General features: G+C 47.7%; 8 protein-coding genes and 1 other RNA gene. All 9 read left to right on the plus strand.

The window, feature by feature from the left end; translation table 11 throughout:
• Positions 1-3 precede the first annotated feature (3 nt).
• The 9 genes from gap to ssrA all read left to right on the plus strand — a co-directional run bounded on the left by gap (position 4) and on the right by ssrA (position 11,536).
• Positions 4-1,011, plus strand: a complete 1,008-nt coding sequence (gap, locus tag HP552_RS03980; protein ID WP_175394333.1) for a type I glyceraldehyde-3-phosphate dehydrogenase — start codon at positions 4-6, stop codon at positions 1,009-1,011.
• Positions 1,012-1,160: 149 nt separating this feature from the next.
• Positions 1,161-2,342, plus strand: a complete 1,182-nt coding sequence (locus HP552_RS03985; protein WP_175394334.1) for a phosphoglycerate kinase — start codon at positions 1,161-1,163, stop codon at positions 2,340-2,342.
• A 33-nt stretch (positions 2,343-2,375) separates the two neighbouring features.
• Positions 2,376-3,128, plus strand: a complete 753-nt coding sequence (gene tpiA / locus HP552_RS03990) for a triose-phosphate isomerase (protein ID WP_175394335.1) — start codon at positions 2,376-2,378, stop codon at positions 3,126-3,128.
• Positions 3,128-4,672 (plus strand): 2,3-bisphosphoglycerate-independent phosphoglycerate mutase, encoded by a 1,545-nt coding sequence (gpmI, locus tag HP552_RS03995; RefSeq protein WP_175394336.1) that lies wholly within the window; start codon positions 3,128-3,130, stop codon positions 4,670-4,672. Before tpiA ends, gpmI begins: the two co-directional genes overlap by 1 nt.
• 242 nt (positions 4,673-4,914) lie before the next feature.
• Positions 4,915-6,201, plus strand: coding sequence for a phosphopyruvate hydratase (eno, locus tag HP552_RS04000; RefSeq protein ID WP_175394337.1), 1,287 nt, complete (start codon positions 4,915-4,917; stop codon positions 6,199-6,201).
• Between the two features lie 217 nt (positions 6,202-6,418).
• A complete protein-coding gene (secG, locus tag HP552_RS04005) occupies positions 6,419-6,652 on the plus strand; it encodes a preprotein translocase subunit SecG (protein WP_095362032.1) in 234 nt (77 codons plus the stop codon).
• A 536-nt stretch (positions 6,653-7,188) separates the two neighbouring features.
• Positions 7,189-9,930 carry a ribonuclease R gene (gene rnr, locus HP552_RS04010; protein ID WP_175394338.1) on the plus strand — a complete coding sequence of 914 codons (2,742 nt, stop codon included), beginning with the start codon at positions 7,189-7,191 and terminating at the stop codon, positions 9,928-9,930.
• 178 nt (positions 9,931-10,108) lie between these two features.
• Positions 10,109-10,591 (plus strand): SsrA-binding protein SmpB, encoded by a 483-nt coding sequence (gene smpB / locus HP552_RS04015; RefSeq protein ID WP_175394339.1) that lies wholly within the window; start codon positions 10,109-10,111, stop codon positions 10,589-10,591.
• A 582-nt stretch (positions 10,592-11,173) separates the two neighbouring features.
• Positions 11,174-11,536: a transfer-messenger RNA gene (ssrA, locus tag HP552_RS04020) on the plus strand.
• Positions 11,537-11,663 lie beyond the last annotated feature (127 nt).

The following is an 11,663-nucleotide window of genomic DNA, read 5'->3' on the forward strand; positions in this document are numbered from 1 at the left end:
CTCATGATTAAAGTAGGTATTAACGGTTTTGGACGTATTGGTCGCTTGGCATTCCGCCGCATTCAAAATGTAGAGGGCATTGAAGTAGTAGCAATCAACGACTTGACTGACGCTAAAATGCTGGCTCATTTGCTTAAATATGATACAACTCAAGGTCGCTTCGATGGCGATGTTGAAGTACACGATGGCTTCTTCAAAGTGAACGGCAAAGAAGTTAAAGTACTCGCTAACCGTAACCCAGAAGAACTTCCTTGGGGCGACCTGGGCGTAGACATCGTTCTGGAATGTACTGGTTTCTTCACAACGAAAGAAGCAGCTGAGAAACACTTGAAAGGCGGAGCTAAGAAAGTTGTTATTTCCGCACCAGCTACTGGCGACATGAAAACCATCGTTTACAACGTAAACCATGAAATCCTCGACGGTACTGAAACTGTAATCTCCGGCGCATCTTGCACAACAAACTGCCTGGCACCAATGGCAAAAACACTGCAAGACAAATTCGGAATCGTTCAAGGTTTGATGACTACAATTCACGCTTACACTGGCGACCAAAACACATTGGATGCTCCACACCCTAAAGGTGACTTCCGTCGTGCTCGCGCAGCGGCTGAAAACATCATCCCTAACACAACTGGTGCTGCTAAAGCAATCGGTTTGGTTATCCCTGAACTGCAAGGTAAACTCGACGGTGCAGCTCAACGTGTACCAGTAGCTACTGGTTCCCTGACTGAGCTCGTAACTGTTCTTGGACAAAAAGTAACTGCTGAAGAAGTTAACGCAGCAATGAAAGAAGCTTCCGATCCACAAACTTTCGGATACACTGAAGATGAAATCGTATCTTCCGATATCCAAGGTATCACTTTCGGTTCCCTGTTTGATGCAACTCAAACTAAAGTTCTGACTGTGGGCGACCAACAACTGGTTAAAACTGTAGCTTGGTATGACAACGAAATGTCCTACACTGCTCAACTGGTTCGCACTTTGGAGCACTTTGCAAAAATGATCAAGTAATATCTGCAATAACATAGAGCGGAAACAGATGCTATTGTTTCCGCTCTTTATCTATCAACCTTTTGCAAATTTCTCAAAAACACCAGGACTGACAGGGGATTTGGGCCCTTGATTGGTCCACCAAATACATGGGTGCGGAGGAAATACAGATGAACAAAAAAAGTGTACGCGATATCGAATTGACAGGAAAACGGGCTTTTGTCCGTGTAGATTTCAATGTGCCGCTCGAAGATGGTAAAATTACAGATGACAAACGTATTCGTGCAACGCTTCCTACGATCAACTACTTGATCGAAAAAGGCGCTAAAGTCATTCTTGCAAGCCACATGGGCCGTCCTAACGGCGAAGTGGTTGAATCCTTGCGTTTGACTCCAGCAGCCGAGCGTTTGTCTGAATTGCTTGGTAAAACAGTTGTCAAAGCTGACGATTCCGTTGGTGACGCTGTTAAAGCTCAAGTTGCTGAACTGAACAACGGTGACGTATTGTTGCTTGAAAACGTTCGTTTCCACGCAGGCGAAGAGAAAAATGATCCGGAACTCGCAAAACAATTTGCGGAACTGGCTGACGTTTTCGTTAACGATGCATTCGGCGCAGCTCACAGAGCACACGCTTCCACAGAAGGCATTGCTCACTTGCTGCCAGCGGTATCCGGTCTCTTGATGGAAAAAGAACTTGAAGTGTTGGGTAAAGCGATCTCCAACCCTGAGCGTCCTTTCACAGCCATCATTGGCGGATCCAAAGTTAAGGACAAAATCGATGTTATCGACAACCTGCTGAACATTGCAGACAACGTAATCATCGGTGGCGGATTGTCCTACACATTCATGAAGGCTCAAGGTCACGAGGTAGGACAATCCTTGTTGGACGAGTCCAAACTGGATGTAGCTCTGGGCTTCATCGAAAAAGCGAAAAAACTGGGTAAAAACTTCTACCTGCCAGTAGATATCGTCATTTCGGATGACTTCAGTGCTAACGCAAACACCAAAATCGTTGAAGTTGGCGACATTCCTGCGGATTGGGAAGGTATCGACATCGGTCCTAAAACACGTGAGATTTATGCTGACGTCGTTAAAAACTCCAAACTCGTAGTATGGAACGGACCAATGGGCGTATTCGAAATTGAACCTTTCTCCCACGGTACTCGCGCAGTAGCTCAAGCTTGTGCTGAGACAGAAGCATACACCGTAATTGGTGGTGGTGACTCCGCAGCAGCAGCTGAGAAATTCAAGCTGGCTGACAAAATGGACCACATCTCTACAGGTGGCGGTGCATCGCTCGAGTTTATGGAAGGCAAAGTGCTTCCAGGCGTAGTTGCATTGAACGACAAGTAAGTTTTAAGCTATAGCATGAAGGAGTTGAAAACCATGAGAACACCGATTATCGCAGGTAACTGGAAAATGTTCAAAACGGTTTCCGAATCCAATGACTTCATTCAGGAAGTTAAAGGAAAAGCCGAAGTTGAAGGCGTGGAGACTGTAATCTGTGCACCGTTTACGAATCTGCCTACATTGGTAGAAGCTGTGAAAGGCACAAACATCAAAATTGGTGCTCAAAATCTTCACTTTGAAGACAACGGTGCATTCACTGGTGAAATCAGCGGCGTAATGCTGAAAGACCTGGGTGTGGATTATGTAATCATTGGTCACTCGGAGCGCCGTCAATATTTTGCGGAAACCGATGAGACTGTCAATAAAAAGTTGCATGCAGCATTCCGTCACGGATTGACTCCAATCTTTTGCCTTGGTGAGACGCTTGAAGAGCGCGAAGCGAACCAAACGAAAGACGTATGCAAAGTGCAAACAGAAGCTGCTTTTGCAGGTCTGTCTGCAGATCAAGCAGCACAAGTGGTTATCGCTTACGAACCAATCTGGGCGATTGGTACAGGTAAATCCTCCACATCTCAAGATGCGAATGAAGTTATTGCTTACATCCGCAGCCTGGTGAAGGATCTGTACGATGAGAAGGTTGCTGATGCAGTTCGTATTCAATACGGCGGCAGTGTTAAACCAGAGAACGTAACAGAATACCTCGGACAAAGCGACATCGACGGCGCTCTTGTTGGCGGTGCCAGCTTGCAGCCGGCTTCGTTCATCGCGCTTGTTGAGGGGGCGAAGTAATGACAGCTCCAAAACCTGTAGCACTGATCATCATGGATGGCTTCGGTCTTCGTAACACGGTGGAGGGCAACGCAGTAGCGCAAGCCAAAAAACCGAATTACGATCGCTTTATGAGCCAATTCCCACACACAACGCTCACTGCTTGCGGTGAAGCTGTAGGTTTGCCGGAAGGGCAAATGGGGAACTCCGAGGTAGGTCACCTGAACATTGGTGCTGGCCGGATCGTATACCAGGATTTGACCCGTATCTCCAAGTCGATTCGTGACGGTGAGTTTTTCGACAATGAAACACTTGTCAAAGCTGTACGCGAAGCGAAGCAAAACGGTAAAAAGCTTCACCTCTACGGTCTGTTGTCTGATGGCGGCGTACATAGTCACATCGACCACCTGTTTGCCATGCTGGATCTGGCCAAAAAAGAAGAAATGAATGATGTGTATATTCATGCCTTCCTGGATGGCCGTGACGTTATGCCAGACAGTGGTAAAGACTTCATGAAGAAGCTGATCGCCAAAATTGAGGAAGTCGGTGTAGGACAAATCGCAACGGTTCAAGGTCGCTATTACGCGATGGACCGTGACAAACGTTGGGAACGTGTTGAGAAATCATATCGTGCCATCGTTTATGGTGATGGACCAAAATATATCGATCCACTCAGAGCGGTTGAAGAATCGTATGAAAAATCCGTATTTGACGAATTCGTTGAGCCAACGGTTATCGTTAAAGCGGATGGTGAGCCGGTAGGTCTGGTGGAGAGCGGCGATTCCGTTATCTTCCTGAACTTCCGTCCTGACCGTGCGATTCAGCTGTCGCAAGTATTCACGAACAAGGATTTCCGTGGATTTGACCGCGGGCCGAAGTTCCCAGAAGGCTTGCACTTTGTGTGCCTGACACTGTTCAGTGAGACCGTTGAAGGTTATGTGGCTTACTCGCCTAAAAACCTCGACAATACACTGGGTGAAGTTCTGGTACAGAACAACAAAAAACAGCTGCGTATTGCTGAAACCGAGAAATACCCGCACGTTACCTTCTTCTTCAGCGGCGGACGTGATGTTGAGCTTCCGGGCGAAACGCGTGTGCTGATCAACTCGCCAAAAGTGGCAACATACGACCTGCAACCAGAGATGAGCGCTTATGAAGTGGCTGACGCATGTGTACGCGAGATTGAAGCGGACAAACATGATGCGATCATTCTGAACTTCGCCAACCCGGACATGGTTGGACACTCCGGCATGCTGGAGCCTACCATCAAGGCGGTTGAAGTGACGGATGAGTGCATGGGACGTGTTGTTGACGCAGTACTTGCCAAAGGCGGCGTTGTACTGATCACAGCGGACCATGGTAATGCGGATATGGTATTCGATGAGCAAGGACGCCCGTTCACTGCTCATACAACGAACCCGGTTCCATTTATCGTTACAGACTCTAACGTAACCTTGCGTGAAGGTGGAATCCTGGCCGATATCGCGCCAACGATTCTGGACCTGATGCAATTGCCTAAACCGGAAGAAATGACAGGTACATCTGTTATCGCTACCCGTAAATAAGTTACACAGCCACATATACAAAGTGGGAAGTTTGGAGTTTGCCCCCGAACGAAGGAAGCAGAAATTGTCTGAAGAAACGAAGTGTTCGCCTTTATCACATGATTTCAACTTATTAAAATAAGTTCAAAGAAATCAGGGGATAACAGCGATCGGAAGACGATTCTGCTGACGTAGTGGGCATAAGGGCAAGCACAAGTGGTCCCAAATTTAAATAAATTCAAATTAAAAGGAGATTATCACTCATGACTATTATTTCTGACGTGTACGCTCGCGAAGTCCTCGACTCCCGCGGTAACCCTACAGTAGAAGTTGAAGTATACCTGGAGTCCGGCGCAATCGGACGCGCAATCGTTCCATCCGGTGCATCCACTGGTGCCCACGAAGCTGTTGAGCTTCGCGATGGTGACAAATCCCGCTACTTGGGTAAAGGCGTTCTGCAAGCAGTTAAAAACGTAAACGAAACAATCGCTCCAGAAGTAATCGGTATGGACGCATTGGATCAACTGGGTATCGACAAAATGATGATCGCTTTGGATGGTACGCCAAACAAAGGTAAACTGGGTGCTAACGCAATCCTGGCTGTATCCATGGCTGTAGCTCGCGCAGCGGCTGACGCTCTGGACCTGCCACTCTATGTTTACCTGGGCGGATTCAATGCTAAAGCACTGCCAGTACCAATGATGAACATCATCAACGGTGGTGAGCATGCTGACAACAACATCGACGTTCAAGAGTTCATGGTTCTCCCGGTTGGAGCACCAACGTTCAAAGAAGCTCTTCGCGTAGGAGCAGAAATCTTCCACAACCTGAAATCCGTACTGAGCTCCAAAGGCTTGAACACAGCTGTAGGTGACGAAGGCGGCTTCGCACCGAACCTTAGTTCGAACGAAGAAGCAATCACGACAATCATCGAAGCGATTGAAAAAGCTGGTTACAAACCAGGCGTTGATGTATTCCTGGGTATGGACGTAGCTTCCACTGAGTTCTACAAAGATGGTAAATACACACTTGCTGGCGAAGGTAAATCTTACACTTCCGCTGAGTATGTTGACCTTCTGGCTTCATGGGTTGAGAAATACCCAATCATCACAATCGAAGACGGTATGTCCGAAGACGACTGGGATGGCTGGAAATTGCTCACAGAGAAATTGGGAGACAAAGTACAACTCGTTGGTGACGACCTGTTCGTAACGAACACAGAGCGTCTGGCTAAAGGTATCGAAGAAGGTATCGGTAACTCCATCCTGATCAAAGTGAACCAAATCGGTACACTCACTGAAACATTCGATGCAATCGAAATGGCTAAACGTGCAGGATACACAGCTGTAATCTCCCACCGTTCCGGTGAGTCCGAAGACAGCACAATCGCTGACATCGCTGTTGCGACTAATGCAGGACAAATCAAAACAGGTGCTCCTTCCCGTACAGACCGTATCGCGAAGTACAACCAATTGCTCCGCATCGAGGATCAACTGGGTGAACTGGCTCAATACAATGGTCTCAAAGGATTCTACAACCTCAAAAAATAAGTTGTCTTCTGACGACTCTAGGGCAAGCCGGGGAACCGGCTTGTTCTTTTTATTAGGCGCTAATCATTAATTCGCAATATTGGTAGCGAATTTGTGTGGATATTAATGGGTGATGTGAAGGTTGGCACTACTTGTATCACATTAATAGCTGTGGTACAATTAAAGTAACTGTTTTTATGGTGAGATGTTATGCCCACATGGGTAGGAGGTGGAAAGAATGGATATTGCTTTGAAATTGCTGCTCGTTGTCTTCTCGATCGGTCTAATCACTGTAGTATTGCTGCAGCACGGGAAAAGCGCTGGTTTGGCGGGTGCCATCTCCGGTGGTGCGGAACATCTTTTCGGTAAAACGAAAGCGCGCGGATTGGATCTTTTCCTGCAACGTGCAACCGTTGTACTGGGTGCAGGATTTATGATCTTGGCTATCGTTGTTACGGTTATTTCCAAGTAAGGAATGATGCTGTAGCGTTTCGGTAATTCAAGTTTATATGATTGAACGACCAAAGATGATAAACCTTCGTTTCGAGAAGAAACGGAGGTTTTTTAATAAATTGGCGTCAGACCAAAGTTTTCCACCCGCTTATTGCTCAACCTATTCAATCTTCCGTTTCATTCCTCTCCCTTATCGTTTTCCTTTCCGTTTACATCGTCCGATTATGTCTTATCTGATCTGCCTATCAGTACGCTCTGCTTCATTCGTTTTGATCTCAACAGATCTGAAGGGTTCTTAGAGGTTTGTAATTTAAGAATAAATGAAAACGTGTATCAAATAGGCAACGGTGATGTATGTTATGGAAGGCCGATGATGCAGGTATGGTTGAGGGTTGGTTTATTTTGCGGGGTACGGATGCGTTGGATTGAATTCGTGTATACTAGGGTATGAGATAGTGAGGGCTTGTGTTACATGGCATGAAATTGCAAGGAATTGATTACATAAAGACAGATACAAACCAGATTACACTTTTACGTTTCCCGAGGTGAATATTAATGATAACAGAACAACAATTGCTCGACTTCATGCGGGAAACCGCTTATAAACCGATGACTTATCAGGAGCTGGAACAGCACTTCGAGATTGAAGACGCCGCTGATTTCAAAGCTTTTTTGATTATGCTGAATACGCTGGAGGAATCCGGCAAAATCCTGTTGACCCGTAACAACCGCTACGGCATGCCAGAACGCATGGACCTGGTTCGCGGTCGGTTGCAGGCACATGCGAAGGGGTTTGCTTTTCTCATCCCCGAAGATAAAGAGCATCCGGATGTATACATCCATGCCAACGATATGAAGAGTGCAATGAACGGGGACACGGTCCTCGTGAAAGTGACATCCCAAGGTCCGTCTAATGGGCGTTTGGAGGGCGAGATTGTCCGCATTGTCACACGTGCAGTAACACAAGTGGTTGGTGTATTCCAAAGCCATGAAGTGTATGGATTCGTCATCCCCGATGATAAACGGATTAATCGTGATATCTTTATTCCGCGCACGAACTTTGCCGGGGCAGTGGATGGGCAAAAAGTCGTTGCAAAAATCGTGAGCTACCCAGAAGGTCGTGCTGCCGCGGAAGGTGAAATTATCGAGATTCTCGGACATAAGGATGATCCAGGTATCGATATCTTGTCCGTTATCCGCAAGCACCAGCTGCCTGAAGCATTCCCGGATGAAGTGGTTGAAGAGGCTGAACAAGCTCCGGAATCCATTACGGATGAAGAGATCGTACAACAGGGCCGCCGTGACTTGCGTGGTCTGAATATCGTAACCATTGATGGTGAAGACGCCAAGGATTTGGATGATGCCGTTAATGTGGAGAAGCTGCCAAACGGAAACTATCGCCTGGGTGTTCATATTGCTGATGTTGGCTATTATGTAGGCGAGAATTCCAAGCTGGATCAGGAAGCGTATAATCGCGGATGCAGTGTGTACTTGGTAGACCGTGTTATTCCGATGCTTCCACATCGTCTGTCAAACGGGATTTGCAGTTTGAACCCTCAGGTAGATCGCCTTACGCTGTCCTGTGAGATGGAGTTCAACGACCAGATGAAGGTTGTGAACCACGACATTTTCACGAGTGTGATCAAAACCAAAGAGCGGATGACATATTCCAACGTTCGTAAAATTCTCGAAGGCGAAGAGCCTGAATTGCTGGAGCGTTACAAGGATCTGGTGGATGACTTCCATCTGATGAAAGAGATTGCCTTAAAGCTTCGCGCAATGCGTATGCGCCGGGGTGCGGTTGACTTTGATTTTGAAGAATCCAAAATCATTGTGGACGAAGAAGGCAAACCGGTCGATATCGTAAAACGCGAGCGTTCGATTGCAGAGCAAATCATCGAGGAGTTCATGCTTGCGGCCAACGAAACGGTGGCAGAGCACTTCCACTGGCTGAAGGTTCCGTTTATCTATCGTGTGCATGAAGATCCCGATCAGGAGAAATTACAAAATTTCCTTGCCTTTGCAGCGAATTTTGGACACCACGTTAAAGGACGCGGTAACGCGATCCACCCACGTGCACTTCAATCCCTGCTTGAGGATATCAATGGAACGAAGGAACAAACGGTCATCAGTACGATGATGCTGCGTTCCATGAAGCAGGCGAAGTATGATGCCGAGATGTCGGGTCACTTCGGCCTCGCGGCAGAGTTCTACAGTCACTTTACGTCTCCGATCCGTCGTTATCCCGATCTTGTCATTCACCGTGTCATTCGGGAAGTGATTGAGAACAAGGGTGCATTGCCTGAAAATCGTCAGGAATACCTGGCAGCACGCATGTCTGACATTGCTCAGCAATCGTCTGAGCGTGAGCGTGTGGCTGTTGAAGCCGAGCGGGATACGGAAAAAATGAAGAAAGCCGAGTATATGCTCGACAAAGTTGGCGAAGAGTTCGAAGGCATGATCAGCAGTGTAACCAGCTTCGGTATGTTCATTGAACTGGAGAACACGGTTGAGGGCTTGATTCGCCTGAGTGCACTGACGGACGACTATTACCATTTTGACGATCAGCATATGGCTCTGATTGGTGAACGTACCTCGAAGGTGTTCCGCATCGGTGATGAGGTGAAAATTCGTGTTGCACGCGTAAGCATGGAGGAGTACACCATTGACTTCGAAATGGTCGACATGAAACCTCGCAGCGAACGACCAGGCGGCTTTGGTGGTAGCAACCGTGGCGGCAAGGGCGGTCGTCCTGCTGGCGGTGGTGGACGCAGTGGGGCCAAAGGTGGTGCTGGTGGATTCAGCGGTTCACGCGGCGGCAAAGGCAGCGGCAACCGCGGTGGAAGAGCACCGGAGGAGAGCAGCAAGGGTGGCCGCGGCAGCTTCAGCGGCAAGGGCGGTGGCAAACCGAAAGGTGAGCGTCGCGCTGGAGATACCAATGCTTCGACTGGTCGCGGAAAAGGTACTGGAGCGGTAAGCTTTGGTTTTGGCTCGGGTAAAGGTGGATACAGCTCGGGAACTTCCAGTCAGGATAGCGCTACTGGTGTCCAAGGAAATGAACTGAACAGCGCCGGTAACAGCCGTGGCGAGAGCAGCTTCAAATCCGGCAAAGGCGGAGGTAAAGGCAGCAAAGGCGGCGGCGGACGCAAGAAGACGTCACCTAGCGGTATCTTTATTGGCGAAGCAGCTACACCGGGAGGTGCGCAGGAAGGCGGAGCTCCGCGTCGTAAACGGAAAAAGAACAAAGGTGCATCGGCTAACGGAACAGCAGCTTTTGTACGGAAGAAGAAAAAGTAATACCGTTTCGCACAGCATAAAATTTGTGTAATGAGAAGGGGCGGCGTATGCCGCCTCTTTCTTGATTTTAACAGCGGTCCTTGCTACAATTAAGGTCTGGCATAGGGTACCTGGGCATCATCGGGTGCGCGGCTATAGAGCATGGTACCGTCTTATTTTACGGAGAAGGAGTGAGGACATGGGCAAGAATGATGGACAGAGTAAAGTGCTTGCACAGAATAAAAAGGCTTCCCATGACTACTTCATTGAAGATACGTATGAAGCGGGCATGGTGCTTACCGGAACGGAGATCAAATCTCTTCGCAACGGCCGTGCGAATATTGGAGATGCGTTTGCCACCATTCGTAACGGTGAAATTCACATTCATAATATGCATATTAGTCCTTTTGAACAAGGGAACCGACATAATCCACTTGATCCAACGCGTACGCGAAAACTGCTGCTGCATAAATCCCAGATTCACAAGCTGCTTGGGCTGTCGAAGCAGGAAGGGTACAGCATTGTGCCGCTGAAAATCTACGTGCGTAATGGATACGCGAAGCTGCTGCTTGGCCTGGGTAAAGGTAAGAAGCAGTACGACAAACGTGAATCTGCTGCGAAACGGGATGCACAACGCGATATTCAACGGGCAATGCGCGAGAAGCAGAAGGTCGCTCGTTAATTTGGAATTGCTTCGGTGTTGCAGGATGCTCTTATAAGTCAGCAGTACGTGAAGTAAACGTGGGAAGTAAGATGAGGATCTCAAGTTTGCCCATTTCGGGGAAAAGCTTGAGATTTTTATTTTTAGTGAGACAACTTGTGTTTCGGCATTCGGGATGAGAAAAAAATATAGGTGTGGATCGATAAGATGAAATTTGGATCGTAATCGCAGTGTGAATCAGCATTGCACTATATTCGGCTGCTCTCTGCGTAGTCAGTACAGTTCTTGGGTAAGATACAGTAGGTACAAGTAGTTCGCGACCTCAAGTTGGTTAACTTTACTTCGTCTGAGGGACGCGGTATAATATGTAGACGATTGAGCCTCATATGATGCATTGGTTAAACTTGCACAGATGCTCAGCCTGCTGGAATGACTTCCAGTAATCTATACTATATCTGCATTCGGTCCTGTGATATGATTATTCATGTAGCAGACAGGAATGCCGAGTTTGGAAGAGCGAGCATCTTTTTACCTTGGAGGAAAAAGATGTGCAGCACCTTTGCTCCGTATTCACGGATTAATCCTGGAGCCCTTCTTATATGAGGGGGCGTTTATGGATTCGACGGGGATAGTTCGAGCATGGGTAGCGGGTAGTGGGGACGCGTCCGCTTCATCAACGCTAAAGCCTATTAAACGGCAAACAACAAAACAACTACGCTTTCGCAGCCTAAGAAACTGTGTGCGTGCTTCTAACCTGCATCGCCCATGTGACAGGATTAGGGGCTAACAAGTAGTGGGATACGCTGTCACATCTCCGCCTGGGGTGTGCTGAAGAAGACAATCAGGCTGACCCAACGTATAGCCGGTTACGGGGCGATACTCGGGTGACATCAAAACTGTGACTACACCCGTAGAAGCTTATGTGTCGTTATCTTCGGACAGGGGTTCGACTCCCCTCGCCTCCAAGATGGTACTTAATGAAAAGTATCATGTTGAAGGCGTTTAGAGAAAATCTCCAAGAAAAAAAGAATCAGACGGTGAGCATATCAATGATGCCCCACTTGTCTGATTCTTTTTTTATTGTAATACGACG

Source organism: Paenibacillus xylanilyticus (genome assembly GCF_013359935.1).
GTDB classification, from domain to species: Bacteria; Bacillota; Bacilli; order Paenibacillales; family Paenibacillaceae; genus Paenibacillus; species Paenibacillus xylanilyticus.

Bases quoted from the DNA above. Each gene is read 5' to 3' on its own strand.
- gap (WP_175394333.1), top strand. From the start codon at position 4: ATGATTAAAGTAGGTATTAACGGTTTTGGACGTATTGGTCGCTTGGCA.
- HP552_RS03985 (WP_175394334.1), top strand. From the start codon at position 1,161: ATGAACAAAAAAAGTGTACGCGATATCGAATTGACAGGAAAACGGGCT.
- tpiA (WP_175394335.1), top strand. From the start codon at position 2,376: ATGAGAACACCGATTATCGCAGGTAACTGGAAAATGTTCAAAACGGTT.
- gpmI (WP_175394336.1), top strand. From the start codon at position 3,128: ATGACAGCTCCAAAACCTGTAGCACTGATCATCATGGATGGCTTCGGT.
- eno (WP_175394337.1), top strand. From the start codon at position 4,915: ATGACTATTATTTCTGACGTGTACGCTCGCGAAGTCCTCGACTCCCGC.
- secG (WP_095362032.1), top strand. From the start codon at position 6,419: ATGGATATTGCTTTGAAATTGCTGCTCGTTGTCTTCTCGATCGGTCTA.
- rnr (WP_175394338.1), top strand. From the start codon at position 7,189: ATGATAACAGAACAACAATTGCTCGACTTCATGCGGGAAACCGCTTAT.
- smpB (WP_175394339.1), top strand. From the start codon at position 10,109: ATGGGCAAGAATGATGGACAGAGTAAAGTGCTTGCACAGAATAAAAAG.